This is a genomic window from Acinetobacter sp. ANC 4173, assembly GCF_004331255.1.
Classification (GTDB): Bacteria; Pseudomonadota; Gammaproteobacteria; order Pseudomonadales; family Moraxellaceae; genus Acinetobacter.
In genome coordinates this window covers 48,847-73,806 of the sequence record NZ_SJOF01000003.1, presented here as the reverse complement: position 1 = coordinate 73,806, position 24,960 = coordinate 48,847, and the positions used below count along the sequence as shown (strand labels likewise).

Sequence of the window (24,960 nt, the reverse complement as noted above, 5' to 3'; positions counted from 1 at the left end):
TGAGCAGTCGTTTAAAATTTGATGAAAGTCAGGCTTGAGCTGCTGCAATACAGACCGCTTCAATTTTTCGACAGCCCAATTCGGTAAGTGCTCGTTCTAAGGTTTTGAGCGAGCTACCTGTCGTCACTACATCATCCAGCATTAACACGCGACGAAAACGCTGTCGATTTGTAGGGGCAATTTTAAATTGCTGTTCGATTTGACCCAGTCGTTCTAAACGGCTTAAGCCTTTTTGTGCATGTTGATGCTGTCGTTGAATCGGTTGCCAGACTGGAATGTTTAAGTGTTGTCCTAAACGTTGTGCCAGAATGACACTTTGGTTATAACCCCGTTCGGCTAAGCGCTGAGTCGAAATCGGCATAGGGACAATCGCCTGAATTTGTCGGTATTCGAGCTGTTTCAGCAGTCCAGTCAGCAAGATTTGGAAATGTAATTGTTGTTCATATTTAAATTGCTGAATCACCCGATCAAGGGGATAAGCATAATGGCAAGCGACTTGAACCTCGATTTCTTGACGTTGCACACTTTGCTTGAGCCACGGTAAATGGTTCCAGCAATCTTGACAGAGGCTCGCATGACGACCGCGCTCAAGTCCACAAAATTGACATGGGAGTGCAGAATGCAGCCAGTGCTGAGCCCTAGATAAAAATGGTTTAAACATAGGCATAGCGAGGGGCTTCTGGCAGCCAGCGTTTGAGTAAAGCATCTGCTTGTATCGGATAGTCTTTCAGGATTTGCTGTGCGACATAATGTGCCTGATTGAGCAAGTGATCATCGCGTTCTAATTTGGCAACGCGAAAGCCCATATCTCCCGTTTGTTTGGTGCCGAGTAATTCCCCAGGGCCACGAATCTCTAAATCTTTCTCTGCAATGATAAAGCCATCATTGGTTTCACGCATGATGCGTAAGCGCTCTTGTCCATTTTGTGACAGTGGATTTTTATACAACAAGGCACAGAAACTGGCTTTGGCACCACGTCCGACACGACCACGTAATTGATGCAGTTGAGATAAGCCCAGTCGCTCAGCATTTTCAATCACCATGATGGAGGCATTCGGTACATCCACGCCGACCTCAATCACCGTGGTCGCAATCAGCAGTTGTAGTTCATTGTCCTTGAATTGTTGCATGACCGTTTGCTTTTCATCAGCTTTCATTTTGCCATGTACCAATCCGATATTTAGTGTTGGGAAACGGTGTTTAATTTCGGCATAGGTGGCTTCCGCAGCTTGTGCATCTAAAGTTTCCGATTGTTCCACCAGTGTACAGACCCAATAAGCCTGTTTGCCTTCGGTACAATTACTGGCAATCCGTTGCAAGACTTCTTCACGTCGGTCTAAAGGAATGGTCACCGTTTGAATCGGGGTTCGACCAGGGGGCAGTTCATCAATGACAGAGGTGTCTAAGTCCCCATAGGCAGACATGGCAAGTGTGCGTGGGATAGGCGTTGCTGTCATGACCAATTGATGTGGCGTGGTTTGCTGTGCGCCTTTATTGCGAAGTGCCAAACGCTGATCGACCCCAAAGCGATGTTGCTCATCAATAATCACCAAGCCCAATTTATGAAAGGCAACACTGTCTTGGAACAAGGCATGCGTACCAATCACCAGTTGAGCCGAGCCTTGTTGGATTTGTTGCTCTGCCAAGGCACGGGCTTTACCTTTTTGCTTGCCTGATAGCCATGCCACATTTAAGCCTAAAGGTTCAAACCAGCATTTAAAATTCAAATAATGCTGTTCTGCGAGAATTTCAGTCGGTGCCATGAGGGCAACTTGCCAACCTTCTTCTAAGGCATGACAAGCAGCAAGTGCTGCCACGAGCGTTTTACCTGCACCAACATCGCCTTGTACCAGACGTAACATTGGCTTGTGTTGCTTTAAATCATCGGAGATTTCTTTAGACACGCGCTTCTGTGCTGCGGTCATTTTAAAGGGCAAGGCAGCCAGTAATTGTTTGGCAAAGGTTTTACTATTAGTAAACGAGGGGGCTGCAATCTGTTGGATGTAGGCGCGGCGGGTCAGCAGGCTGACTTGATGAGCCACCAATTCCTCAAAAATTAGACGTTGCTGCGCAGGGTGTGAACCTTGACTCAACTGCAACATGTTGGCATCCAGTGGCGGTTCATGGATGTAATGCAAGGCTTGTTTCAAGGCATAGCCATTGGTGAATTTCTGTGGCAGTAACTCTGGTAAATCATCACTGTGCTGTTTTAAGGCATGTTTGACGTATTCACGTAGCTTGGTTTGGGTCAATCCATCGGTCGCTGGATAAATGGCTGTGAGCTGGGTGTGCGGCAATGGCGTATGTTCAGTAATTAACTGAATTTCAGGATGATACATTTCCAAACCACGCGCACCAACACGGACTTCCCCAAAAACCCGTAAACGGTTGCCCACTTTGCCGCGATCGGTTAGGGCTTTATACAGGTGATAAAAGCGTAGCGTGACTTTACCGAGTTCATCATCCAGTAAAATGGCCATGGATTTACGCTTTCCTGGCGGAAAGTCCACTGATTTCACCGTACCTTCGAGTAAATAGCTACGCCCAACCTCCAATTGGTTCATGGGGATGATCGTGCTACGATCTTCATAATCCCGCGGCAGATGAAACAGTAAATCATCCGTGGTGAAAATATTCAGTTTTTCAAGTAATGCAGCAGAGGCACTTCCAACCCCTTGCAATTGTTGGACTGCGGCCATGTCCCCTCAACTAAAGTGCTCATTAGGTGCTAAATGCATATTTTATTTATAGGTTATGGTAAAACATCTCAACGGGTTGCTAAACAATTATTTCAACAAGGCCACCAAATTACCACAATTAGTCGTACTGCCAAACCGCAGGATTTTGCCACGCATTTCATTCAAGATATTCATCAACTTGATTTGAGTCAGATTGCCCCTGTCGATATCGTCTATGTATTGTTATCTCCGGCATCGAGCACGCCTGAAGGCTATCAAGCGACTTTTGTTGATGCCATTCCTGCAATGCAGAAGGCCTTACAAGTTCATCCTGTAAAAAAAGTCATCATAGTGTCTTCGACGCGAGTGTATGGCGAACAGGCAGGGGAGCGAATTGATGATGCTAGTGTGCCTAAGCCAATCGATGCACAAGGTGAGATTCTTCGGCAGATGGAGTTATTGTGGCAGGCTGCGTATCCTGAGCAAAGCATCATTATTCGACCGACAGGCATTTACGGAGCTTCTGTGGCACGTATGGTGAGGATGGCACAGCAGACTTCGACGTATCCGAATATTCATTATAGCAATCGTATTCATATTGAAGATTTAGCCCGTTTTCTGGCGCATTTGATTCACGTGGAACATCCTGAAAGTTCCTATATTGTTACGAATAATCAGCCTATTCCTTTGCATGAAATTATTCAGTGGTTTCAGCAGCAGTTGGCGCTGCCAGTTTTAGTTTTGGAAAGCGAAGTGATATCAGGTAAGCGAATTTATGCTTCTAATATGCAGCAGATGGATTTTGAATTACAGCATCCAAATTGTTTTGAGGATTATTCGGCATTGTTAGCAAAGAGTGAGTGAATAATATTTTGTACTTTGTCGAGTGAAAGATGTGAAACAGTGACTAGAAAATAGTCGGGGAACATGAAAAATAATATAAAAAGCATTCTAGCAAGTTGATTGCTAGAATGTTTTTATTCAAATTATTGTTTTTAAAGGTAAATTAAAAAAATTTCGCATAACGTGCATTATGTTAATTTTAGGAAATTTTAATTTCTTAATGCGAAAGAACCAAAAAATATTATATAAAAAAGAAGAATTAAGCCTAAAATAGTTATAATTATTTTAGCTCCATTTTTGTGTGGCTCCTGCCATAACTCTGGAGAATGATTTTTAGACGCTTCATAATTGCCGATTAAATTAGAATTGTCTTCATAATTAACTCTTAAATCATACTCATCTGAAGATGCATAATATAATTCTTTTTCTAGGTCATCGTTAACTTTCCTATTGTGATAGTTTGATGATGTTTTGGTTGGGATACTGGCATCAATTTCAAATTGCAATAAAGATAGAAACTTCCGACCTTGTAATCTATATTTTTCAAGTTCTTCAGAATTTAAAATTATTGAAAACGTTCTATAAAGATAAGGTTTTGAACTTTGTATACAAAAATAGAAACCATTATTTTTTTCAAATAACTCCCAATTTTCAGAATAATCTATAAGTTTCATAATATTAGGATCATCCGTTGAAACAACGTTAATGTGATATAAAAACTTTAGACAACTAATATATTCATTTGAATAGACTTCTTGGTTCGTAAGCACGCTTCTTTCATATGTATTAAGTTCCCATTTTTCATCTGATATTTTTTTAATAGAAATAGCTAAATCAAATGAATACCCAAAATAGAAATAATCATCTCTCACAGTTTTTAAACATGTTGACATAGGGTATAGGATGCGTTGTAAATCAATAATTTTCATATTCTTAAAATATTACGAGAAAAACATAAATAAAGAATTATCTTAGCCTTAATTTTACTTAAAAAATGAAGATACTCTTTCCTAATTAAACTTTGATTCTTTAAATGGTTCAATCGTATAAAATATAATCATTTAACATAATGGTGATTATACGAAATTGACAAAACTTTATTGTTATACATACAGCATAGGTATCCACCAATTGTAGATACCTATGCTTTTCAAAACTACTTCTTCTTACGCTTCAAACGACGTTTCGCTTGCTGAGCCGCAACCGCATCTAACACCTGTTTCAACTCTTCATCGCTAAAGGTGGTAATGTGTTGCAACATTTGTAAAGTCACATCATCCAGTACCAAATTGGCATTGGCAGCAATATTACTAAAGTTGCTGTCAAACACAATCGAACCTTCGGCATTGGTACTGATATAACCCTGCTGAGTCAGTACACGAATAAAACCTTGGAATAGGGCTTTATCAAAGAACTCTGGCGAATTGAACTCATACAGTACAGATAAGCGCTGACCCACCAAATGGCTCAATTCTTCCACTTGACGCGTCGAGATGTTGCCAGAACCACGCTGTGTAATCAGGGCTAAGGTCATGTAATAGCGCTCTAGGCTCTGCATCACAGGACCTGCAAGGACTAACAACTGATTATGTTCTTCAGTATTTGGTGCAGGAGAAATCAAGTGCCCATCTGCATCTTCAGTGATCAGTTTTGCACTGATTAAAGCATCTGCATAAGCAGCGATCTGCACTTTTAAGCTTTCATCATCCCATTTCAGGAACAACTCCGCTTTCAAGAATGGATATAGGGTACGAATCACGTTACATAAGTCGTGACGCTTGATGGTACCGTTATGTTCAACCAAGGCCGCAATCAAAGATGGTAAGACAAAAGCATGCACAATGTTATTACGGAAGTAGGTGAGTAACACGGCTTGATTGTCTTCAATCGCGATAATATCGCCAAGAACATGCTTCACGCGCTTAATCAGTTTGAGTTTTAAACCGTAAGCAATAATTTCTTTGCCTGAAAGAGGTGTGACTTGCGTGCGCTCATCATAAGGTAGTGCAGTCAGCAAATTGCGATAAGCATCTAACTGTTTAATGCACAGTTCTTCATCCAGTGTATGTTTTGGTGTCGCCAATAAAATTAAAGACAACAAAGATACAGGGTTAATCACCACAGCACGGTTGATGTTTTCCAAAATGGTGTGTGCAGCACTGTTCACCGCATCAGAAACTTCATTTGGAATTGGATCGTCATTTTTCTCAATGCGAATTTGATCCGCGCCAAAGGCTTTAAGTTTGTCATCCAGGAATACAGGTTCACCAAAGTTCACATGTACTTTACCGAAGATGCGTTCAATTTTGCGCAGGGTTTTCACAATCCCAAGGACTGATTCTGCTTCTTTCGGTTTGCCTTGCATTTCACCGACATAGGTTGAACCTTCCATCAGGCGTTCATAGCCTATATAGGTGGGAACAAACACAATCGGTTTAGCACGTCCACGAAGATGGCTATGTACAGTCATGGAGAGCATGCCTGTTTTTGCGGGCAATAGACGACCGGTACGTGAACGCCCCCCTTCAATGAAGTATTCCAAAGGCGTGTTACGTGACAGAATGCTGTATAAATATTCTTTAAAAACGGTAGTGTATAAGCCATTACCACGGAAAGTCCGGCGAATAAAGAACGCACCGCCTCCACGCAATAATTGACCCACAAATGGCATATTCAGGTTATCGCCCGCCGCAATGTACGGCACCATCAAACCACGTTTATAAATGACATAAGACAATAACAGGTAGTCGATATGACTACGGTGACATGGGGTATAAATAATTTCGTATTCTTTCGCCAGTTCACGCACGGTGCTGAAGTTATGCACTTCAACGCCATCATAGAGCTGCGTCCATAAACGCGTCAGCGCCATATCGGCAAAACGTACCGCAGAAGATGAATAGTCCGAGACAATTTCATTTAAATAGCTAACGGCACGACGTTCTGCTTCTAACATGCTGATTTTGCTGCGAATACTTTCACGACGAATGGCATCTTGTACATCTTTTGCCTTAATCAGGCTGTGCATGACGTTACGACGGTCTGACAAATCAGGACCCAGCACCACTTCACGCTGCGCATCCATATAGTTATTTAAGCTGCTAATAATATACGTGGCAGGCGATAAATTTGGATGGGTGGTTTTGGCATACTGAATCAGGTCACGTAAAGACTGAGCTTCGTGGAATTCCAGATAAGATTCACGTCCATGCAAGCCAATATTCACCATTTGTTTCACACGGCTTGGTGTTGCCCATGTATCGGTAAATAACAGTTTAAACCAAGAGTCTTCTTTATCTGGTGAACGACCCCACAGCACCGTTACAGGTACCAGTTCAATGTCTAAGTCTGGATGCTTTTCGAGTAAGTCAATGAAGCGTAATAGACGAGGGGGGAACGTATTGGGTGGTGGACTCAGTAAGTTCTGCTCATCATGATGTTGCAAGAATAAGATTGAGGCTTTTTCTTTATGTTCACCGATCAATAGTGAGTCTAATGCGGCAGGTAGTTTTAAACGACGGGTTTCACCATCGACCACCAAGGCATTACTACGCGAATAATTTTGTAAGACGTAACACACCACTTTTTTGCTGGGCGTGCTGGCAACATTTGGGTCTTCGCTGGTTGTTGGAGTGGTCGGGTTGCTGGGTACTTCACCCAAAATATGAGGGGTTACCACAAGGTCAAGCAGCTTGCTGGAAAGCTGGCGATACATTTGACCAAAGCCACGCTTGGACATAAATACTCCTAATACGGTACGAAGCCCCAAAATGTGAAGGGGGAATTATTCTGTGTAATTGTAATCAAAAACCAGAGGTCATTTTCTGATAAATTCACTGCTTATGCCAAGATTCTAGCCTTAAACCACATATTTTTAGCAATTAAATTTGAAAATTACAGTGACAGTACAGTCAATTAATCTCTAGGGGAACGGTCAACATTTAGGTAATATAGTTTTAGAGCGAGCGCTCTATGGTCTTTCTAATCAACACCAACACGGGTGTGTCTAAAATTTAAAACGGGTCTGCTATGAATGCCTTAACTCAAGAATTGGTTGAACTGCTTAGCCTTGAAAAAATCGAAGAGAATATTTTTCGCGGTCAAAGTCGTAATTTGGTAGGTAAGCGTGTTTTTGGTGGGCAGGTTTTGGGGCAGGCTTTACGTGCTGCATCTTACACGGCAGATCGCCCCGCTCATTCCTTACATGCTTATTTTCTCTTCGGGGGGGATGTGAATGCACCCATTATTTATGAAGTTGACCGTTTAAGAGATGGAAAAAGTTTTGTCAGTCGTCAAGTACGTGCCATTCAGCATGGACGCACCATTTTTACCGCGATGGTTTCTTTTGCAGACCCAGAAGAAGGCTTGAATTATCAGATTCAGGAGCCTGATTATCCAGCACCGCTGCAAGTGAAATCGGAAGCTGAATTGAAACAAATGATGGTTGAATTTGTACCTGAAAATGTTCGTGCCAGTTTTATGCGTGACCGTCATGTGGAGATTCGTCCGATCGACCCAGCAAATCCGTATCAACCGCAACCTGCTGCACCTTCTTATGCACACTACATTCGTACGCATAACCCAATTGCGCCAGAAATTGATGAGGTTTCACTGCATCAAGCCATTGCTGCATTTTATTCAGACTTTACTTTAATGACCACGGCATTACGTCCGCATGGTTTGAGTTGGTTATCTCCGAGTTTGCAGTGTGCCAGTATCGACCATGCCATGTATTTCCATAAGCCATTCCGTGTGGATGACTGGATGTTGTATGACATGGAGGCAACTGTGAGTGCGAATTCGCGTGGACTGAATTTTGGACGGATGTGGCAAAATGGCGAGTTGGTTTGTAGTACCACCCAAGAAGGCTTGATTCGGCTCAGAGAAATTGAAACCCAATAAGATTTAAACACTAGAAAAAGCCTCATCGTGATGAGGCTTTTTTATTTTGCACTATTATCCCAAGCTTTGAGTGGGTTTGATCATCTATTTTTGAACAAGAAAAATTCGATTTTCACGTATAAGGTATGCCATAGTGGTGCGACTTCAAAAGATAAAATTACAGTAGATATGAGCTTAAATACCCAAATCTTGATTGCTGCTATTCTGGGGATTACTTTTGGTTTTCTGCTCAGTGTGTTCCCACAGAGTAGCTTCTTTAGCACCAGTTTATATGGCTTAGGCATTATCAGTAGTATTTTCATTGGTCTACTGAAAATGCTGTTAATTCCACTCATTTTTAGCTCAATTGTGGTTGGAGTGTCCAACTTACAAGCAGGTGGGCAACTTGGGAAAGTATGGAAAATCACGGTCGCATGCTGTGTCACGACCACCACTTTAGCCTTAATTTTAGGGATTGGGTGTGCACATTTATTTGACGTCGGGAAGGGGGTGGACATTGCCTTATTTCAAAATGCGATTGACCAATACCAAAGTCCAGATACCTTAACGCCTTCTTCGTTCTTTACCAATTTCATCCAGAATACCTTGATTAATCCATTTAAAGCTTTTGCGGAAGGGAATGTCTTGGCGGTGGTGGTGTTTGCACTGTTTATTGGTGTGGCATTGGTACATGGCGGTGAGCGTTTTAAAGCGGTGCGTCAGCTTTCAGCACAATTCTTTGAAATCATGATGCTGATGATTCGTTGGGTCATGAAACTGGCGCCATTGGGGATTTTTGCATTACTCGCCAAGCTGATTGCCACAGAAGATCTTTCGGTACTCAGCCGTTTAGCTGAATTTGCCGTGGTGGTGACAGGAACCACCATTTTTCATGGTGCGGTGGTGTTGCCGTTGTTGTTATGGATTTTTGGCAAGATGGATCCTGTGACGTTCTTTAAAGGTACGCGAGCCGCGTTGATTACTGCATTTGCCACCAGTTCCAGTTCAGCCACCATGCCGCTATCCATGAAATGTGCACAAGAAAATCTGAAGGTCAGTCCTGCCACAGTGGGTTTTGTGATTCCATTAGGTACGCAATTAAACATGGATGGCACAGCTTTATATGAAGCTGCTGCTGCTTTATTTGTGGCCAATTTAATTGGTTTAGACTTAAGTCTGGCACAACAAATCATTGTCTGTTTAACCGCAATGATTGCATCTTTGGGAGCGCCCGGTATTCCAAGTGCAGGAATGGTCACCATGATTATGGTCTTGCAATCAGTCGGTTTGCCTGCAGAGGCGATTGCGATTTTATTGCCAATCGACCGCTTGCTGGATACGGTGCGAACAGTGGTGAACGTGCAAGGCGATATGATGATTAGTGTGGTGGTTGATCGTCATACTCGTGAAGCTGTCACGGAACCAAACAGCTAGCTTTGTTTCCAACAAGGATTCCAGACAATTTCCCAAAGATGTCCATCTGGATCTTGAAAATAGCCTGCATAGCCGCCGTAAAAGGTGGCTTGTGCAGTTTTGGTGATGGTTGCGCCAGCTTTTTTAGCGAGTGCCATGATGGCATCGACTTCGGTTGCTGAACCGACATTGTGTCCTAGCGAAAATCCAGTCGGACAGAACGGTGTTAAAGCCAAGCCCGAATCTTGACTTAAACTCTGTTGCGGCCAAAGTGCCAGCTTTAAGCCAGACTGTAATTCAATAAAGGCCACGGCGCCATTTTCAAATTCTTGACCGATAATTTCCTCACTTTTAAAACCCAATCCTTGGCAGTAAAATTCTAACGCTGCTTGGAGATCATGAACCGCAAGGGTCAGTACACTGAGATAGGCGTGCATGGCGAGTGCTCAACATCTAAATATGATGTTTTAGAATGAGCGAAAAAGCAGGTCTATTCAGCCTGCTTTTTGTAGTGTTTGGATATTTTCGGGTTTTAGGCAACTTTGAGCATGGCACGCAAGGCCGCAGGCGATTGATTTAGGTAAGCAATCGCATCTTCAGTTTTGGCTTCATGTACAGGGTCGTACCACGGCATTAAATAGCCCAATTGTTGCGAGATTAACCAGAGTGGGTTGGGTAACAGGCGATTGTCGCGTTGTGAAATTGCGTACCATTCACGCCAAACCCAAGGTTTGTAGATTGCAGGGCGGATCGATTTAAAGCGTGGGTCTTGCTGCATGATATGTGCCGTACCATCAACCCACAATCCGAGTACCGCAGCAATCACCACAACACTGAGGTAATAACGCGCCAGATAGCCGCCACCCAAATGTCGGTACAAATCGAATGCGACGGTGCGGTGTTCAATTTCTTCAGCCCCATGCCATTTTACCAAGTCGAGCATGGCAGGATCTGCGCCACGCTTTTGCCACTCAGTGTTATAGAGTGCATATTTACCCAAGACACAGGTCATATGCTCAACAGTGGCAACAATCCCTAAACGGAACAAGTCCCATTGATGTTCTAGTGGTTTTGGAACATTCAAACCTAAAGGTTGGTCCGCCAATAATTTGCCAAACAGGAAGTCCATGACATCTAGATTACGTTGAATGTCGATTTGGCGTTCGCGTAAATATTCTTTGTTGGCAGAGTTGTGTGCTTGTGCATGCATGGCTTCTTGACGAATAAAGGCTTGCACATCGTGTTTGAGTTTTTCATCTTGAATTTGCGGTAGGACTTTATTATATAAACGGCAAAACCAGAACTCGCCTGCTGGTAAAATCATATTAATTTCATTAATAAAATAACTCACAAAGGGCTGTTGAGGAACCCAATCTACAGGGGTGTTTTGCCATTCAAATTTCACTTTGCGCGGTTGAATGCGATATTGAATTGAAGAGCCAATTTTTGTTTTTTTCAGGCGTTGTAAGAGTTTCATTCTACGGTCTCAAGCTTTTTTGACGCATTGAGGGCAGTATGAAAAAAATATCCCGCAATGTGTTTAGCAATGCGGGACATTTCAATGTCAATTCATGAAGAATTGATCGGGTTGAGTCACACTTAATCTTGTTTCGGTGCTTGCTCAGGGGTATCTGCTGCAATTTCCTCAGCATCAAAAGCTTCGCTCTCATCATCTTCAATGCTGTCTTCGGCTAAATCATCTGCTTCCGCTTCAGGAATAAGCGCTAGGTCAAACTCAGCAGATTGTTCAAGGGTGAAATTCAGGCGACCCCCCATAACACTAGCAAGTTCTTCTAAACCTTGTTTGTTTAATGAAGAGAACAATTGAATCGAGAAATCGAGTTTCATTTTCTTCAATTGTTGTTTGACGTCTAATAAGGCTTGATTGGCAGGACCACGGTTCATTTTATCTGACTTGGTCAACAACACATGCACAAACAGTTTACGTGAGTAAGCCCATTCCAGCATCATCACATCAAAATGTTGTAAAGGGTGACGGATATCCATCAACAATACCAAGCCTTGTAGGCTTTGACGATGAATCAGATAATTTTCAAGCTCTTTCTGCCACACAATTTTCATGGCTTCAGGAACGGCTGCATATCCATAGCCTGGTAAATCGACCAGTCGTTGATCTGGATTACCCAAACTAAAGAAGTTGATCATTTGGGTACGCCCTGGTTTTTTCGAGGCGCGTGCCAACTGCTTTTGATTGGTTAATGCATTAATTGCACTGGATTTACCCGCATTGGAACGTCCAGCAAATGCAATTTCGTAACCAGTATCTTCTACACAGATATCGAGCTTGGGTGCACTCATTAAAAATGCGGCTTTACGTAGCCAGTTGAGTGCGCGTACAGCATATTCAGTAATCACAGGATCAAGCTTTTTCTCATAGCTGATCTTTTGCTTAGGCGCCTGCGCGGTTTTACTGTTTTTTGATTTTCCTCTGCTGTGGTGCATAACTCAACTTCATTCACTTATTTTCAAGTGCCTAGTATAAAGGAAGTCGCCCACGCACGCGAATTTTCCTCTTGTCACCTGAAAATGTTATAGGTTGAGTAGTTCAATGCCATTTGTAATGGTCTTGGTCTTTTTAGCATTTGAGCGCGCAAGCACTTCACCTAAGGTGTATTGGTTTAAATGCTGATAAAACTGATCGAGTGCTTGGTCTAAAATACTTTTTAGACCGCAATGACTTCTAAGTACACACGGAGGATTGTTGCATTCTACGATCTGATTTTCACCTTGCAGGGTTCTGACTGCTTCACCGACTTTAAGGTGTACCGCATCGGGATTTAGCCGTATACCGCCGCCTTTACCACGGGTGGTGATCAACCAGTTTTGCTTGCCCATAAAGTGCACAATTTTAACCAAATGGTTTTGTGATACCTGAAGGTCTGCTGCAATTTCAGCAATGGTATAAGCATTTTCTCGTGGTCGTGAAATATACATGAGTATGCGCAGGGCATAATCGGTAAATTTGTTTAGTTGCATGATTGTGCTCATCTTTTTTGAGATGAATAGATAAGGCCAGTCTAACATAGACTAGCCTCATACGGTACGCATGCGGTAGCAGGTTTAGATGCGAACCCCACCTGTACCAAATGCTTCACTATGAATTTGTTCAGGTTTAATACCGCGAGCGACGAGGGCTTTATGCTGTTCTGCCATAAATGGCATTGGACCACATAGGTAGTAATCGGCATTTGTTGGTAACAATGCTGAATCCACTGTACCTAAGTCTAAGCGTCCAGCCACATCATAATCATCACCTAATACATCGCCTTCATGTGGAAATTCGTAGGCAGTAAACGTCGTTAGGCGAGGGAATTTTGATTTCTGCTCATGAATATGTTGTTTCATGGCATGGACTTGGCTGCTGCGACAAGCATGAATAAAGCTGACAGGTTGTGGCATATCCAGTGTAACCAATTGATTAAGCATGGCAATCATTGGGGTTAAGCCAACACCACCACTGATAAAGACATTGCGTTTGCTGCTATCAATCAGATAGAAGTTACCTGTTGGTGCAGAGACTTCAATTTCAGCACCTTCAGCCAAACCATGCAGTGTGCTTGATACCCAACCGCCTGCTAAATCACCTTTCTCATCTTCACGTTTTACCGAAATACGTAAATAGTCAGCTTGTGGGCTGGTCGATAACGTGTATTGGCGAGGTTGTTTTAAACCTAACTCTTCGACAAATACGCGAACTGAAATATATTGACCTGCTTCGTATTTTGGTAATGCACCGCCGTCGACAGGCGCGAGATAGAAAGAGGTGATTTCTTCACTTTCTACCACTTTCTTGGCAATTTTAAAATTACGCCAGCCTAACCAACTGCCTTGTGTTTGTTGATGCAGATTATAAATGGCTTTTTCAGTGCTAATAAATAGATCTGCCAACTGACCATAAGCTGCTGCCCACGCATCAATTAATGGATCTTCCATTGAGATGTTAAGGACTTCACTGATGGAGTGGAGCAAGTTTTCGCCCACAATATTGTAGTCAGGGGCTTGAATATTCAGGCTGACATGTTTGTGTGCGATTAATTCAACCACAGGCAAAAGAACAGAAGGATCTTCAATATTTTCTGCATAAGCCAATACGGCACCCGCAAGTGCTTGTGCTTGAGCACCGCTACGTTGGTGTCCCATATTAAAGGTTTCTTTTAATTCAGGGTTATTCCCTAACATGCGGTTATAAAAATAGCCGGTTAATGCAACGCCATTTTCACGAAGAACAGGGACAGTGGCTTTTACAAGTTCAATTTGCTGCGGAGTCATGATGTGATCTCACTTGGCTGTTATTTATAAGATGTATTTAAAATACATATTTAATATTTTAATTGCAACCTCTTTTTAACACAAAACCCTATTATTTTTATGGAATAAATAGTCTAAAGGTTTGTGGCGAAAAAAAGGCCATGGAAATGATGGAAAATCTAAGGTTGGTATTGGTATCTTGATCTGTCGATAGCGTTAAAAAATCATTGGAACGCTATTTCCCACCAAATAACGAGCCGAGTAAGCCACGCACAATTTTTTGTCCTGTAGAGCCACCTAAACTGCGGGCAGCACTTTTGGCAAAAGTTCCGACCGTGTCTTGAATTAACTTTTCTCGCTGTTTGGCAGCACGATCGGCTTCTTTTTGCTGTTCTTTTGCAAGGCGCTCTTCCTCACGCGCTTGCTGTTTGGTCAGTACTTCAGCTTCTTTCACCTGTTGTTTGGCAAGGATTTCTTGTTGTTTGGCTTGTTCTTTCGCAAGGATATCTGCTTGAGCTTGCTGTTGGCGTTCAGCCACTTTTTGCTGTAAACGTTCGTAAGCACTGTCTCGGTCTACACTTTGTTCATATATGCCTGCCACAATACTTTGGGTCATTAATGCTTTGCGGATTTCCGGTGAAATTGGGCTAAAAGCAGAGTAGGGAGGCATGATCCAGCCACGCTCGACAATTTGTGGGATGCCTTGTTCATCGAGGCAACTGATGAGGGCTTCACCAACGCCCAGTTCGGTAATGGCTTGCTCGACATCAAATTCAGGATTGGCACGAAAAGTTGTGGCTGCAGTTTTAACTGCTTTTTGGTCTTTAGGCGTAAAGGCACGTAATGCATGTTGTACCCGATTGCCCAGTTGTCCTAATACAGTTTCAGGTAAATCCAACGGGTTCTGGGTCACAAAATAAATCCCGACTCCTTTGGACCGAATTAAGCGCACCACTTGTTCAATTTTTTCTTGTAGTGCAGCACTGGCATTGTCAAAAAGTAAATGGGCTTCGTCAAAGAAGAACACAAGCTTGGGTTTATCCATATCGCCAACTTCAGGCAACTGCTCGAATAATTCAGAGAGCATCCAGAGCAGAAAAGTGGCATACAGCTTCGGAGTATTCATTAATTTATCTGCTGCAAGCAAATTGATATAGCCTCGACCATCGGCATCAGTTTGAATAAAATCAAGAATATTCAAACTAGGTTCACCAAAAAACTGATCTCCTCCCTGATCGGCCAGTGCCAGTAAGTTACGTTGAATGGCACCTAGGCTGGCAGGGGAGAGATTGCCGTATTCAGCTTTAAATTCTGCTGCATGTTCACTGACATAAACGAGCATGGCTTTTAAATCTTTAAAGTCAATCAGCAGTAGCCCCTGATCATCTGCAATACGAAAAACAGCGGATAAAACCCCTTCCTGAGTGTCGTTTAGGTTCAGCATTTGCGCCAGTAAAAGTGGTCCAATTTCGGAAACCGTGCTGCGAATCGGATGTCCTTGCTCGCCAAATAAATCCCAGAAAACCATAGGCGAGGCAGCAAAGGGAATGGAATCAATTCCTAGGTTTTTAATGCGTTCATCAAATTTTGAATTGCTACTACCGGCTTGGGCTAGACTGGAAACATCGCCCTTGGCATCGGCAAGAAAAACGGGCACACCAATACGTGAAAAACTTTCGGCCAATACCTTCAGAGTTACAGTTTTACCCGTCCCTGTTGCACCCGCAATTAAACCGTGTCGATTGGCAAATTGAGAATGTAAAACAATATTTTGTGTTGTATCCGTGGTTTTTTTTGCAATGATAATTGGTGTACTCATTTTTCACCTATTTTAGAATTTATTCGAGCTGTTTTAATGCGTTTTGAATATCTTGGACTAAATCTTCAGCATCTTCTAGTCCTATACAAAAGCGGACCAATAAACCTTGTTGTAAATGTGTAGTTTTAAGTGAACGCATGTGGTTGATTTCATACAGCATGACCAAGCTGATTGGGCCACCCCAGCTAAATCCGAGCTTAAATAAATTCAGATGATCACAAAATTCACGCACTGCTTTTAAGTCATATTCTGGTTTAAAAATCACACTCACTAAGCCTGCACTTTTGCCTGTGAGGCAGACTTGTTTCCAGTGTGCATGCCCAGCAGCATCAGGATCACTTGGGTGTAAGACCTGACTAAATTGCGGTTGTTGCTTTAACCATGCGAGTAGTTTTAAGGCTGATTTCGCTTGTTGTTCGTAACGTATAGACATGTGAGCCAAGCTACGCTGAATCTGGGCGGTATCATCGCCAGAAACGGCAATACCTTGTATGGCATGCATACGGAATAATTGATGATGTAGTTGCTGATTACGTGTTACCACAGAGCCCATCAAAATATCACCACCACCACTCGGATATTTGGTCAGTGCATGTACACTGATATCTACGGCTAAGTGTTCATCGGAAAAATCAAAAGCATTAAAGGCGAGACCTGCCCCCCAGGTATTATCCAACACTGTCAAAATCTGTTGAGCTTGTGCTTTTTGAACTAAGCCGACTAAATCAGGGAATTCTAAGGTGACGGATCCTGCGGCTTCGAGCCAAAGGAGTTTGGCATGGTGGGATGGGGTAAAACTCGTAACATCTATAGGATTATAAACCTGCACTTGAATGCCGTAGCGTTTTTCCAGATTGCGCAGATGCTCCATATTCGGACCATAGACATTATCGGGTACCCAGACCTCATCACCTTGCGCGAGTAAAGCGGAATTGACTAAATTAATCGCAGAAAGTCCACTAGGTGCCAATAAGCAATATTCCCCACCTTCAATTTGGGCGATCTGGTCTGCTAGGGTAAATGTCGTTGGTGTGCCATGTGTACCATAGCTGTAGTCATACGGGTCAGTCCAGTGGCGATTAAATAGTGCATCGGTATTCTCAAAGATAATGGTGGATGCACGAAACAGGGGAGGTTGAACGCTGGAAATATACTGTGGTGCTTTTCTTGGTGCATGAATTAGCGCAGTTTGAGGTTTCTTGTTCAAGATGTGACTCATGTAAAGCGTAGGATGGAACCTAGATTAAGAGAATATGTCAATTTTCGCTACCGAATTGGGAAGAACTGTAAAAACAAGCAACCAAATCAAAAGTTGGCTTCAATTTTGCTAAATCTAAGCAAAGCTACAACAATAGGTTGCCGCGCATGAAGTCGCATTTAAAAGTACATTATTTTCAGCATATTGCTGGTGAAGGGTTCGGTAGTTGTTATGAGTTTTTAAAAGCACATCAGGCACAAATTACAGCCACAGAATTTTTTGCCTTACCTGTGGATTTACCTCTGGAAATTGAGGCATTGCCCCAAGTTGAAGAAGTAGACCTTCTTATCATCATGGGAGGGAGCATGAGTGTAAATGATGAAGTAAATTATCCATGGTTAAAAATAGAAAAGCGCTGGCTTAGACGTTATTTGGCATTGGGTAAGCCAGCGATTGGATTGTGCTTGGGTGGACAATTGATCGCTAATGCTTTAGGTGCAGCAGTCAGTAAAAATAAGATGCAAGAGCTAGGTTGGACTACGATACGCAAGGTCCAACATGTGCCACAGGAGTGCTTTGAGTTACCTGAGCATTTTAATGTCATGCAGTGGCACAGTGAGACCTTTGAAATTCCGAAAGGCGCGATTCATTTGGCAGAAAATGATGCTTGTCGCAACCAAATGTATCAGATTGGAAAGAATGTATTGGGCTTTCAGTTTCATCCCGAAATCACGCCAGAAACCCTGAGTTTATTTTTAGAAAATGATGATGAATTGGCTCATTTTTCGGGAGCGTGTGTGCAAACAGAAAGTGAGTTAAAGCACTCTTCGAAAGCACATTTTATTCAGGGAAATCAGTTGCTCAATCAAGCCATTGAGTATGTCTTGCAAAAAACAGCATAGCGGTTAAATAATAAACAATTGAAAATCATGTAAATTTGAAAAAAAGACCAAAAAAGGCAAAATGGATTTGCTTAAGCGTTAAACAATCGATATAATGACTCACCCTTCAAAGGAAGGGGGTTAACTGCGAATAAAGTAGTTAACATCGTGACAGTCGTGGCATCGATCATGACCTTAGTGATTTTCACTGCCTTTGACACTTACCAATAGGTGAGATGCGTCAAGGGTGATTCTTTATATATTTGGCTTGGAGTTAACTGGTATGTCTAACCAGAGAATTCGTATCCGTTTGAAGTCTTTTGATCATCGTTTAATTGATCAATCTGCTCAAGAGATCGTAGAAACAGCAAAACGTACTGGCGCACAAGTTTGTGGTCCAATCCCGATGCCAACTCGCATCGAACGTTTTAACGTTTTAACATCACCACACGTTAACAAAGATGCGCGTGACCAATATGAGATCCGCACTTACAAACGTTTGATCGACATCGTTCAACCTACGGATAAAACTGTTGATGCATTGATGAAGTTAGATCTTGCTGCTGGTGTTGATGTTCAGATCGCTTTGGGTTAAGACTTTCGGTTAATTAACGCTTTTGAAGTTAATTAGGCCGCTTTTTTAGAGGTTATGCACATGGCTATTGGTTTAGTCGGTCGCAAGTGCGGTATGACCCGTATCTTTACAGATGCTGGTGTTTCTGTGCCTGTAACAGTGATTGAGGTTGATCCTAACCGCATCACTCAAATCAAAACGCTTGAAACTGATGGTTATCAAGCGATTCAAATCACTACTGGTGAACGTCGCGAATCTCGCGTAACTAACGCTCAGAAAGGTCACTTTGCGAAAGCGGGTGTTGCTGCTGGTCGTCTAGTTCAAGAATTCCGCGCTACAGAAGCTGATCTTGAAGGTCGTGAAGTTGGTGGTGTTCTAACTGTTGATTTGTTCACAGTTGGTCAAATCGTTGACGTTACTGGTACGTCTAAAGGTAAAGGTTTCCAAGGTGGTGTTAAGCGTTGGAACTTCCGTACCCAAGATGCTACTCACGGTAACTCACTTTCTCACCGTGTTTTAGGTTCTACTGGTCAAAACCAGACTCCTGGTCGCGTATTCAAAGGCAAAAAAATGGCTGGCCATTTAGGTGCTGAACGCGTAACTACACAGGGTCTTGAGATCGTTGCTATCGACACAGAACGTTCAGTTCTAGTTGTTAAAGGCGCGATTCCTGGTGCTACTGGTGGCGACGTTACCGTTCGTCCTACGATCAAGGCCTGAGGGGAAATAACGTGAATTTAAAAACTGTTTCCGGCTCTGCTGTTGAATTATCTGAAGTTGCTTTCGGTCGTGAATTTAACGAAGCACTTGTACACCAAGTTGTTACAGCTTACTTAGCTGGTGGTCGTCAAGGTTCGAAAGCTCAGAAATCACGTGCTGATGTATCTGGCGGTGGTAAAAAGCCATTCCGTCAAAAAGGTACTGGTCGCGCTCGTGCCGGTTCTATTCGTAGCCCAATCTGGGTTGGTGGTGGTAAAACTTTTGCTGCTCGTCCACAAGATTGGTCTCAAAAAGTTAACCGCAAAATGTATCGCGGTGCAATGCAATGTATCTTAGCTGAACTTGTTCGCCAAGATCGTCTTGTATTGGTTGAAGAGATTGCTGTTGCAGCTCCAAAAACTAAAGAATTGCTTGCGAAACTTAACGACTTGAATGCTACTCGCGCATTGATCGTTACTGATGCTGTAGATGAGAATCTATATCTAGCAGCGCGCAACATTCCACACGTTGATGTGGTTGATGCTACTGCAATCGATCCTGTTAGCTTGATTGCGTTCGATAAAGTTGTTATGTCTGTTGCTGCTGCTAAGAAAATTGAGGTAGAACTCGGATGAACAACGAACGTATCTATCAAGTCCTACAAGGACCTGTATTCTCAGAAAAAGCACAAGTTTTAGGTGAGACTGCTGGTGTTCAAGTTTTTAAAGTTGCACTTGATGCAAATAAACTTGAAATCAAAAAAGCAGTTGAACAACTCTTTGGTGTTCAGGTTGTTAAAGTTAACACAACGATCACTAAAGGTAAGTCTAAACGCTTTGGTAAAACATTAGGACGTCGTTCTGATGTTAAAAAAGCATACGTCACCCTGAAAGCTGGCCAAGATGTTGAAATGGCTGACTTGGGCGATACCGCTGAAAGCGCAGCGGAATAAGGACGAGAATTATGCCAATTCAAAAATGTAAGCCAACGTCTCCTGGACGTCGCTTTGTAGAGAAAGTCGTTCACGACCATCTTCACAAAGGCGCGCCTTATGCTCCGTTGGTTGAAGCTAAAAAACGTACTGGTGGTCGTAACAACAACGGTCACATCACGACTCGTCACGTTGGTGGCGGTCACAAGCAGCACTACCGTCTTGTTGACTTTAAACGTAACAAAGATGGCATTCCTGCGACTGTAGAGCGTATTGAATACGATCCTAACCGTACAGCACACATTGCACTTGTATTGTATGCTGATGGTGAGCGTCGCTACATCATCGCGCCTAAAGGCCTTCGCGCTGGCGATAAAGTTCAATCTGGTAACGATGCTCCAATTCGCCCAGGTAACTGCTTACCGCTTCGCAACATGCCGATCGGTTCTACTCTTCACAACATCGAACTTAAAATCGGTAAAGGCGCGCAATTAGCTCGTTCTGCTGGTACTTCAGTTCAATTGTTGGGTCGTGACGGTTCTTACGCCATCGTTCGTTTACGTTCTGGTGAAATGCGTAAAATTCACGTTGAGTGCCGTGCAGTTCTTGGTGAAGTTTCTAACCAAGAAAGCAACCTTCGCTCACTTGGTAAAGCAGGTGCAGCACGCTGGCGTGGCGTTCGTCCTACCGTTCGTGGTATGGCGATGAACCCAGTTGATCACCCACACGGTGGTGGTGAAGGGCGTAATAAAGGTATTCAACCTGTAAGCCCATGGGGTCAAAAAGCTAAAGGGTACAAGACACGTACCAACAAGCGTACGACTAAGATGATTATTCGCGATCGTCGCGTCAAGTAAAGGAATCTGACTAATGCCTCGTTCATTGAAAAAAGGTCCATTCGTCGATGCGCACTTGTTCGCTAAGGTTGAAGCTGCTATTGCTGCTAACAATCGTAAGCCGATCAAGACTTGGTCACGTCGTTCGATGATCCTCCCGGATTTTGTTGGTTTAACAATCTCTGTACATAATGGCCGTAACCATGTTCCAGTGATCGTATCTGAACACATGGTTGGTCACAAACTTGGTGAATTCGCGCCAACTCGTACCTATCGCGGTCACGGTGTTGACAAGAAATCTAAACGTTAAGGTGCTATGATGGAAGTTACTGCTAAATTACGCGGTGCCGCTATCTCGGCACAAAAAACTCGTTTGGTTGCAGACCTAATCCGTGGCAAATCTGTTGCTCACGCGCTTAATATTCTTAACTTCAGCAACAAGAAAGCTGCGGTTTTGGTTAAAAAAGCATTGGAATCTGCAATTGCAAACGCTGAACACAATAACAGTTTAGATGTAGACGACCTTAAGGTAACTACGATTTACGTTGATGAAGGCACTAGCCTTAAACGTATTATGCCACGTGCTAAAGGCCGTGCAGATCGTATTACTAAGCGTACTTGTCACATTACCGTTAAGGTAGGGGTTTGATATGGGTCAGAAGGTTCATCCAATCGGTATCCGCCTTGGTGTTGTAAAACGTCATAACGCCAACTGGTATGCGAGTCCGAAACAATACGCTGAATATTTGCTTAAAGATCTTCAAGTTCGTGAGTTTTTAACTAAAAAACTTAAGAATGCAATGATCAGCAATATTCTTATCGAACGTCCTACGGGCGCTGCTAAAGTAACTATTAGCACTGCACGTCCTGGTATCGTGATCGGTAAAAAAGGCGAAGACATTGAGAAATTACAGCGTGAACTTACTCAAATTATGGGTATTCCAGCGCAAGTAAGCATCAACGAAATCGATCGCCCAGATTTAGACGCTCGTTTAGTTGCTGAAGCAATTGCTTCACAATTAGAAAAGCGTGTTATGTTCCGTCGTGCTATGAAGCGTGCGGTTCAAAACACGATGCGTGCTGGTGCTAAAGGTATCAAAGTTGAAGTTTCTGGCCGTTTAGGTGGTGCAGAGATTGCTCGTACAGAATGGTATCGTGAAGGTCGTGTGCCTTTGCATACGCTTCGTGCGGACATCGACTACTCAACTATGCGTGCTGAAACGACTTACGGTACGATTGGTGTTAAAGTGTGGATCTTCCGTGGTGAGATCTTGGGTGGCATGAAACAAGTCATGAACCCAGCTCCAGCTGAAGAGCGTCCAGCTAAACGCGGTCGTGGTCGTGGTGAAGGTCAAGAGCAACGTCGTGGACGTCGTAATGACCGTGCTGCTGACAAGGGAGAATAATCCATGTTGCTACCTAAACGTACCAAATTCCGTAAAGTGCAAAAAGGCCGTAACACTGGTCTAGCGCACCGTGGTAGTACAGTATCATTTGGTTCAATCGCGCTTAAAGCAACTGAACGTGGTCGTATGACTTCACGTCAAATTGAAGCTGCGCGTCGTACCATTAGCCGTCGTGTTAAGCGTGGTGGTAAGATCTTTATTCGTGTATTCCCAGACAAACCAATTACTGAAAAGCCATTAGAAGTTCGTATGGGTAACGGTAAAGGTAATGTGGAGTACTGGGTTTGTGAAATCAAACCAGGTAAGATCCTGTACGAAATGGAAGGTGTGAACGAAGAATTGGCGCGTGAAGCATTTACGCTTGCTGCTGCTAAGCTTCCGTTTAAAACCACTATCGTGACTCGGACGGTAATGTAATGAAAACTAAAGATCTACGTGAAAAATCGGTAGAAGAGTTGACAGCTTTGCTTGATGAGCAACAGCTTAACCAATTCCGTCTTCGTATGGCTAAGGCAACTGGTCAATTGGGTAAATCGCACGAAGTTGCACTTACTCGTAAGACTATTGCTCGTATTAAGACCCTCCTTACCGAAAAACAGGGGAACGGACAATGAGTGAAAAAACAGTCCGCACGTTAACCGGCAAAGTCGTAAGCGACAAAATGGACAAGTCTATTGTTGTGCTTATCGAACGTCGTGTTCAACACCCGTTGTATGGCAAATCAATCCGCCGTTCAACTAAATTACATGCTCATGATGAGAACAACACTGCTAAATTAGGCGATGTTGTGACAATCAAAGAAAGCCGCCCAATTTCTAAAACTAAGTCTTGGACTTTAGTTGAAGTTGTTGAAGCTGCTGCTGAGTAATTAAACGTTCTTGCATCATCGGTCAATTTCGAGTACTCTTTGAGCCTTTCGAAATTGCGACCGGTGATGCACGGTTTTGGAGTAGGGCAATGATTCAAACCGAAACTATGCTCGACGTAGCAGACAACAGTGGTGCTCGCCGCGTACAATGTATTAAAGTACTTGGTGGTTCACATCGTCGTTATGCTTCAGTTGGCGATATTATTAAAGTTACTGTAAAAGAAGCTATTCCTCGCGCACGTGTTAAAAAAGGTGACGTGATGAATGCTGTGGTTGTACGTACAAAATTCGGCATCCGTCGTCCAGATGGTTCAGTTATTCGTTTCGATGATAACGCAGCTGTTATTTTGAACAACAACAAAGCGCCGATTGCAACTCGTATTTTCGGACCAGTGACTCGTGAACTTCGTACTGAACAGTTCATGAAAATCATTTCATTGGCTCCTGAAGTTCTATAAGAGGCACTCATGGCTAAGATTAAAAAAGGCGATCAAGTAATTGTGATCGCAGGTAAAGAAAAAGGCAAACAGGGTACTGTTCTGTCTGTTTCTAATGACCGTGTTATGGTTGAAGGCCTTAACTTGGTTAAGAAGCATCAAAAGCCGAACCGTGCAACAGGTGCTGAAGGCGCTATCGTTACACAAGAAGCTTCGCTTCATATTTCTAATGTGGCAATTTTTAATGCTACAACCCAAAAGGCTGACCGTGTTGGTTACCAAGTGACTGAAGGCGTGAAAACTCGCGTTTACAAATCAAATGGTGAATCAGTGGCGGTAGCGAAGTAATAGGTTGAGAAGGCAATGGCCAGACTTAAAACGCGTTACAATGACGAACTTAAAGCTCAATTACAAGAGACTTTAGGCGTTAAAAATGTGATGGATATCCCTCGCATTACTAAAATCACGATCAACATGGGTGTTGGTGCAGCTGCTGCTGACAAAAAACTCCTTGATGGTGCTCTTGCTGATATGCAAGCAATTGCTGGTCAAAAACCAGTGCTTACGTTAGCTCGCAAATCAATCGCTGGTTTCAAAATCCGTGATGGTTGGCCGATCGGTTGTAAAGTTACTTTACGCGGCGAACGTATGTACGAATTCTTAGACCGTTTGATCTCGATTGCGATCCCTCGTATCCGTGACTTCCGTGGTTTCTCTGCGAAATCATTTGATGGTCGTGGTAATTACTCTATGGGTCTTAAAGAACAAATCATGTTCCCTGAGATCGATTTTGATAAGATTGATCGTATTCGTGGTATGGATATTACCGTTACTACGACTGCTCGCACCGATGACGAAGGCCGTGCGCTTATGCGTGCATTCGGCTTCCCGTTCAAATAAGAGGTCGATATGGCTAAGAAAGGTATGATTAATCGCGAATTGAAACGCGAAAAGACAGTTGCTAAATTTGCTGCAAAACGTGCTGAATTAAAAGCTACGATTGCAAATGTAAATGCAAGCGATGAAGAGCGTTTCGAAGCGATGATGAAGTTACAAGCATTACCACGTAATGCATCTCCAGTACGTCTTCGTAACCGTTGTGGTTTAACTGGTCGTCCTCATGGTTACTTCCGTAAGTTCGGTTTAAGCCGTAACAAATTACGTGACACAGTAATGCAAGGTGATGTACCGGGCGTTGTTAAGGCAAGCTGGTAAGGAGCGACTAGA

At 43.0% G+C, this 24,960-nt stretch carries 29 protein-coding genes and 1 pseudogene; 19 read left to right on the top strand and 11 right to left on the bottom strand.

The window, feature by feature from the left end:
• Window positions 1-28 precede the first annotated feature (28 nt).
• Window positions 29-667, bottom strand: a complete 639-nt coding sequence (locus tag E0H94_RS05100; RefSeq protein WP_131325420.1) for a ComF family protein — start codon at window positions 665-667, stop codon at window positions 29-31.
• A complete protein-coding gene (recG, locus tag E0H94_RS05095) occupies window positions 654-2,699 on the bottom strand; it encodes an ATP-dependent DNA helicase RecG (protein WP_131325419.1) in 2,046 nt (681 codons plus the stop codon). Before recG ends, E0H94_RS05100 begins: the two co-directional genes overlap by 14 nt.
• A gap of 33 nt (window positions 2,700-2,732) precedes the next feature.
• Between recG and E0H94_RS05090 the strand changes: the two genes are divergently transcribed.
• Entirely contained in the window at window positions 2,733-3,542 is an 810-nt protein-coding gene (locus E0H94_RS05090; RefSeq protein ID WP_131325418.1) for an NAD(P)H-binding protein, read from the top strand.
• Window positions 3,543-3,730: 188 nt separating this feature from the next.
• Here the strand turns inward: E0H94_RS05090 and E0H94_RS05085 are convergent, their stop codons facing one another.
• Complete coding sequence (locus E0H94_RS05085; RefSeq protein ID WP_131325417.1) at window positions 3,731-4,450, bottom strand: hypothetical protein; 720 nt, start codon at window positions 4,448-4,450, stop codon at window positions 3,731-3,733.
• Window positions 4,451-4,677: 227 nt separating this feature from the next.
• Complete coding sequence (plsB, locus tag E0H94_RS05080) at window positions 4,678-7,260, bottom strand: glycerol-3-phosphate 1-O-acyltransferase PlsB (protein WP_131325416.1); 2,583 nt, start codon at window positions 7,258-7,260, stop codon at window positions 4,678-4,680.
• 290 nt (window positions 7,261-7,550) lie between these two features.
• Here plsB and E0H94_RS05075 point away from each other — a divergent pair, with 290 nt between their 5' ends.
• Together E0H94_RS05075 and E0H94_RS05070 are read left to right on the top strand one after the other, a co-directional pair.
• On the top strand, window positions 7,551-8,423 hold the full coding sequence (locus tag E0H94_RS05075) for an acyl-CoA thioesterase (RefSeq protein ID WP_131325415.1): 873 nt from the start codon (window positions 7,551-7,553) through the stop codon (window positions 8,421-8,423).
• Between the two features lie 168 nt (window positions 8,424-8,591).
• The gene (locus tag E0H94_RS05070) at window positions 8,592-9,836 is read left to right on the top strand and encodes a dicarboxylate/amino acid:cation symporter (RefSeq protein ID WP_131325414.1); all 1,245 of its coding nucleotides are present in this window, start codon (window positions 8,592-8,594) and stop codon (window positions 9,834-9,836) included.
• Here the strand turns inward: E0H94_RS05070 and E0H94_RS05065 are convergent.
• The 7 genes from E0H94_RS05065 to E0H94_RS05035 form a co-directional block, all read right to left on the bottom strand.
• Entirely contained in the window at window positions 9,833-10,252 is a 420-nt protein-coding gene (locus tag E0H94_RS05065) for a VOC family protein (protein WP_131325413.1), read from the bottom strand. The two genes, E0H94_RS05070 and E0H94_RS05065, sit on opposite strands and share 4 nt — an antisense overlap.
• 95 nt (window positions 10,253-10,347) lie before the next feature.
• A complete protein-coding gene (locus tag E0H94_RS05060) occupies window positions 10,348-11,292 on the bottom strand; it encodes a metal-dependent hydrolase (RefSeq protein ID WP_131325412.1) in 945 nt (314 codons plus the stop codon).
• Window positions 11,293-11,414: 122 nt separating this feature from the next.
• Window positions 11,415-12,278, bottom strand: coding sequence for a ribosome biogenesis GTP-binding protein YihA/YsxC (yihA, locus tag E0H94_RS05055; protein ID WP_131325411.1), 864 nt, complete (start codon window positions 12,276-12,278; stop codon window positions 11,415-11,417).
• A gap of 87 nt (window positions 12,279-12,365) precedes the next feature.
• Window positions 12,366-12,812 carry an RrF2 family transcriptional regulator gene (locus E0H94_RS05050; protein WP_131325410.1) on the bottom strand — a complete coding sequence of 149 codons (447 nt, stop codon included), beginning with the start codon at window positions 12,810-12,812 and terminating at the stop codon, window positions 12,366-12,368.
• A gap of 84 nt (window positions 12,813-12,896) precedes the next feature.
• Window positions 12,897-14,105, bottom strand: a complete 1,209-nt coding sequence (gene hmpA / locus E0H94_RS05045) for an NO-inducible flavohemoprotein (RefSeq protein WP_131325409.1) — start codon at window positions 14,103-14,105, stop codon at window positions 12,897-12,899.
• Window positions 14,106-14,319: 214 nt separating this feature from the next.
• Window positions 14,320-15,903, bottom strand: coding sequence for a helicase HerA-like domain-containing protein (locus E0H94_RS05040; RefSeq protein WP_131325408.1), 1,584 nt, complete (start codon window positions 15,901-15,903; stop codon window positions 14,320-14,322).
• 19 nt (window positions 15,904-15,922) lie between these two features.
• Complete coding sequence (locus E0H94_RS05035; protein ID WP_227548549.1) at window positions 15,923-17,110, bottom strand: PLP-dependent transferase; 1,188 nt, start codon at window positions 17,108-17,110, stop codon at window positions 15,923-15,925.
• A gap of 158 nt (window positions 17,111-17,268) precedes the next feature.
• Here E0H94_RS05035 and E0H94_RS05030 point away from each other — a divergent pair, with 158 nt between their 5' ends.
• The 16 genes and pseudogenes from E0H94_RS05030 (at window position 17,269) to rpsN (ending at window position 24,948) form a co-directional block, all read left to right on the top strand.
• On the top strand, window positions 17,269-18,003 hold the full coding sequence (locus E0H94_RS05030; RefSeq protein ID WP_131325406.1) for a type 1 glutamine amidotransferase: 735 nt from the start codon (window positions 17,269-17,271) through the stop codon (window positions 18,001-18,003).
• 262 nt (window positions 18,004-18,265) lie between these two features.
• The gene (rpsJ, locus tag E0H94_RS05025; protein WP_000070912.1) at window positions 18,266-18,577 is read left to right on the top strand and encodes a 30S ribosomal protein S10; all 312 of its coding nucleotides are present in this window, start codon (window positions 18,266-18,268) and stop codon (window positions 18,575-18,577) included.
• Between the two features lie 60 nt (window positions 18,578-18,637).
• On the top strand, window positions 18,638-19,276 hold the full coding sequence (rplC, locus tag E0H94_RS05020) for a 50S ribosomal protein L3 (protein ID WP_116761964.1): 639 nt from the start codon (window positions 18,638-18,640) through the stop codon (window positions 19,274-19,276).
• Between the two features lie 11 nt (window positions 19,277-19,287).
• Window positions 19,288-19,890 (top strand): 50S ribosomal protein L4, encoded by a 603-nt coding sequence (rplD, locus tag E0H94_RS05015; RefSeq protein WP_016168601.1) that lies wholly within the window; start codon window positions 19,288-19,290, stop codon window positions 19,888-19,890.
• Window positions 19,887-20,207, top strand: a complete 321-nt coding sequence (rplW, locus tag E0H94_RS05010; protein WP_131325405.1) for a 50S ribosomal protein L23 — start codon at window positions 19,887-19,889, stop codon at window positions 20,205-20,207. Before rplD ends, rplW begins: the two co-directional genes overlap by 4 nt.
• Window positions 20,208-20,218: 11 nt before the next feature.
• Entirely contained in the window at window positions 20,219-21,043 is an 825-nt protein-coding gene (rplB, locus tag E0H94_RS05005) for a 50S ribosomal protein L2 (RefSeq protein WP_116761960.1), read from the top strand.
• A 13-nt stretch (window positions 21,044-21,056) separates the two neighbouring features.
• The gene (rpsS, locus tag E0H94_RS05000; protein WP_004281508.1) at window positions 21,057-21,332 is read left to right on the top strand and encodes a 30S ribosomal protein S19; all 276 of its coding nucleotides are present in this window, start codon (window positions 21,057-21,059) and stop codon (window positions 21,330-21,332) included.
• Between the two features lie 9 nt (window positions 21,333-21,341).
• Complete coding sequence (gene rplV / locus E0H94_RS04995) at window positions 21,342-21,671, top strand: 50S ribosomal protein L22 (protein ID WP_004691320.1); 330 nt, start codon at window positions 21,342-21,344, stop codon at window positions 21,669-21,671.
• Between the two features lies 1 nt (window position 21,672).
• Window positions 21,673-22,492, top strand: a pseudogene (gene rpsC / locus E0H94_RS04990) (30S ribosomal protein S3).
• A complete protein-coding gene (gene rplP, locus E0H94_RS04985) occupies window positions 22,432-22,845 on the top strand; it encodes a 50S ribosomal protein L16 (RefSeq protein ID WP_016168597.1) in 414 nt (137 codons plus the stop codon). The pseudogene rpsC and the gene rplP overlap by 61 nt, the downstream one beginning before the upstream one ends.
• Complete coding sequence (rpmC, locus tag E0H94_RS04980; RefSeq protein WP_004650482.1) at window positions 22,845-23,042, top strand: 50S ribosomal protein L29; 198 nt, start codon at window positions 22,845-22,847, stop codon at window positions 23,040-23,042. The genes rplP and rpmC overlap by 1 nt, the downstream gene beginning before the upstream one ends.
• On the top strand, window positions 23,039-23,296 hold the full coding sequence (gene rpsQ, locus E0H94_RS04975) for a 30S ribosomal protein S17 (protein ID WP_016168596.1): 258 nt from the start codon (window positions 23,039-23,041) through the stop codon (window positions 23,294-23,296). Before rpmC ends, rpsQ begins: the two co-directional genes overlap by 4 nt.
• 89 nt (window positions 23,297-23,385) lie before the next feature.
• On the top strand, window positions 23,386-23,754 hold the full coding sequence (gene rplN / locus E0H94_RS04970; protein WP_001982634.1) for a 50S ribosomal protein L14: 369 nt from the start codon (window positions 23,386-23,388) through the stop codon (window positions 23,752-23,754).
• Between the two features lie 9 nt (window positions 23,755-23,763).
• Window positions 23,764-24,081, top strand: coding sequence for a 50S ribosomal protein L24 (gene rplX, locus E0H94_RS04965; RefSeq protein ID WP_116761954.1), 318 nt, complete (start codon window positions 23,764-23,766; stop codon window positions 24,079-24,081).
• A gap of 15 nt (window positions 24,082-24,096) precedes the next feature.
• On the top strand, window positions 24,097-24,633 hold the full coding sequence (gene rplE / locus E0H94_RS04960) for a 50S ribosomal protein L5 (RefSeq protein ID WP_116761952.1): 537 nt from the start codon (window positions 24,097-24,099) through the stop codon (window positions 24,631-24,633).
• A gap of 9 nt (window positions 24,634-24,642) precedes the next feature.
• Window positions 24,643-24,948 carry a 30S ribosomal protein S14 gene (rpsN, locus tag E0H94_RS04955; RefSeq protein WP_004754234.1) on the top strand — a complete coding sequence of 102 codons (306 nt, stop codon included), beginning with the start codon at window positions 24,643-24,645 and terminating at the stop codon, window positions 24,946-24,948.
• The last annotated feature ends 12 nt before the right edge of the window (window positions 24,949-24,960 follow it).

Bases quoted from the DNA above. Each gene is read 5' to 3' on its own strand.
- E0H94_RS05100 (WP_131325420.1), bottom strand. From the start codon at position 667: ATGCCTATGTTTAAACCATTTTTATCTAGGGCTCAGCACTGGCTGCAT.
- recG (WP_131325419.1), bottom strand. From the start codon at position 2,699: ATGGCCGCAGTCCAACAATTGCAAGGGGTTGGAAGTGCCTCTGCTGCA.
- E0H94_RS05090 (WP_131325418.1), top strand. From the start codon at position 2,733: ATGCATATTTTATTTATAGGTTATGGTAAAACATCTCAACGGGTTGCT.
- E0H94_RS05085 (WP_131325417.1), bottom strand. From the start codon at position 4,450: ATGAAAATTATTGATTTACAACGCATCCTATACCCTATGTCAACATGT.
- plsB (WP_131325416.1), bottom strand. From the start codon at position 7,260: ATGTCCAAGCGTGGCTTTGGTCAAATGTATCGCCAGCTTTCCAGCAAG.
- E0H94_RS05075 (WP_131325415.1), top strand. From the start codon at position 7,551: ATGAATGCCTTAACTCAAGAATTGGTTGAACTGCTTAGCCTTGAAAAA.
- E0H94_RS05070 (WP_131325414.1), top strand. From the start codon at position 8,592: ATGAGCTTAAATACCCAAATCTTGATTGCTGCTATTCTGGGGATTACT.
- E0H94_RS05065 (WP_131325413.1), bottom strand. From the start codon at position 10,252: ATGCACGCCTATCTCAGTGTACTGACCCTTGCGGTTCATGATCTCCAA.
- E0H94_RS05060 (WP_131325412.1), bottom strand. From the start codon at position 11,292: ATGAAACTCTTACAACGCCTGAAAAAAACAAAAATTGGCTCTTCAATT.
- yihA (WP_131325411.1), bottom strand. From the start codon at position 12,278: ATGCACCACAGCAGAGGAAAATCAAAAAACAGTAAAACCGCGCAGGCG.
- E0H94_RS05050 (WP_131325410.1), bottom strand. From the start codon at position 12,812: ATGCAACTAAACAAATTTACCGATTATGCCCTGCGCATACTCATGTAT.
- hmpA (WP_131325409.1), bottom strand. From the start codon at position 14,105: ATGACTCCGCAGCAAATTGAACTTGTAAAAGCCACTGTCCCTGTTCTT.
- E0H94_RS05040 (WP_131325408.1), bottom strand. From the start codon at position 15,903: ATGAGTACACCAATTATCATTGCAAAAAAAACCACGGATACAACACAA.
- E0H94_RS05030 (WP_131325406.1), top strand. From the start codon at position 17,269: ATGAAGTCGCATTTAAAAGTACATTATTTTCAGCATATTGCTGGTGAA.
- rpsJ (WP_000070912.1), top strand. From the start codon at position 18,266: ATGTCTAACCAGAGAATTCGTATCCGTTTGAAGTCTTTTGATCATCGT.
- rplC (WP_116761964.1), top strand. From the start codon at position 18,638: ATGGCTATTGGTTTAGTCGGTCGCAAGTGCGGTATGACCCGTATCTTT.
- rplW (WP_131325405.1), top strand. From the start codon at position 19,887: ATGAACAACGAACGTATCTATCAAGTCCTACAAGGACCTGTATTCTCA.
- rplB (WP_116761960.1), top strand. From the start codon at position 20,219: ATGCCAATTCAAAAATGTAAGCCAACGTCTCCTGGACGTCGCTTTGTA.
- rpsS (WP_004281508.1), top strand. From the start codon at position 21,057: ATGCCTCGTTCATTGAAAAAAGGTCCATTCGTCGATGCGCACTTGTTC.
- rplV (WP_004691320.1), top strand. From the start codon at position 21,342: ATGGAAGTTACTGCTAAATTACGCGGTGCCGCTATCTCGGCACAAAAA.
- rplP (WP_016168597.1), top strand. From the start codon at position 22,432: ATGTTGCTACCTAAACGTACCAAATTCCGTAAAGTGCAAAAAGGCCGT.
- rpmC (WP_004650482.1), top strand. From the start codon at position 22,845: ATGAAAACTAAAGATCTACGTGAAAAATCGGTAGAAGAGTTGACAGCT.
- rpsQ (WP_016168596.1), top strand. From the start codon at position 23,039: ATGAGTGAAAAAACAGTCCGCACGTTAACCGGCAAAGTCGTAAGCGAC.
- rplN (WP_001982634.1), top strand. From the start codon at position 23,386: ATGATTCAAACCGAAACTATGCTCGACGTAGCAGACAACAGTGGTGCT.
- rplX (WP_116761954.1), top strand. From the start codon at position 23,764: ATGGCTAAGATTAAAAAAGGCGATCAAGTAATTGTGATCGCAGGTAAA.
- rplE (WP_116761952.1), top strand. From the start codon at position 24,097: ATGGCCAGACTTAAAACGCGTTACAATGACGAACTTAAAGCTCAATTA.
- rpsN (WP_004754234.1), top strand. From the start codon at position 24,643: ATGGCTAAGAAAGGTATGATTAATCGCGAATTGAAACGCGAAAAGACA.